A 528-nucleotide genomic window follows, 5' to 3' on the forward strand; every position below is an offset into this window, starting at 1 on the left:
CAGCTATCGAATCCATGTCTCAACGGCATTTCCGCAGCTTGCGCCGGTTCGCCATACTTAATCGTCAGATCCGAAGCCGGCCCGCGCGCCATCGCTCGTAAGCGGCGCAATCAGAAGGACAAGACGATGCTCAAAGGCAAGACAGCACTCATCACAGGCTCGACCAGCGGCATCGGGCAAGGCATTGCCGAAGCCTTCGCGGCGAAAGGCTGCAACATCGTTCTCAACGGCTTTGGCGACGCCGCCGAGATCGAACGTCTGAGGACCAAGCTCGCGGCCGATCATCGGGTCGTCGTTCGATACGACAATGCTGACATGAGCAAGGGCGACGCGATCACCTCGATGATGGACAAGGCCATCGCGGAGTTCGGCGCCGTCGACATATTGGTCAACAATGCCGGCATTCAGCATGTCGCGCCGATCGATGACTTTCCGATCGAGAAATGGGAAGCGGTCGTGGCGATCGATCTCATGTCCTCGTTCTATACGATCCGGCGCGCGTTGCAGGCGATGAAGGCGCGCAAATGG

At 58.9% G+C, this 528-nt stretch carries 1 protein-coding gene; it reads left to right on the forward strand.

All coding sequences use genetic code 11. From position 1 onward, the window contains the following. Window positions 1-126: 126 nt before the first annotated feature. The coding region (locus tag EN859_RS35210) for an SDR family NAD(P)-dependent oxidoreductase (protein ID WP_135913598.1) at window positions 127-528 on the forward strand (402 nt) is incomplete at its 3' end.

The organism is Mesorhizobium sp. M00.F.Ca.ET.216.01.1.1, assembly GCF_004010325.2.
In the GTDB taxonomy this organism is placed as follows: Bacteria; Pseudomonadota; Alphaproteobacteria; order Rhizobiales; family Rhizobiaceae; genus Mesorhizobium.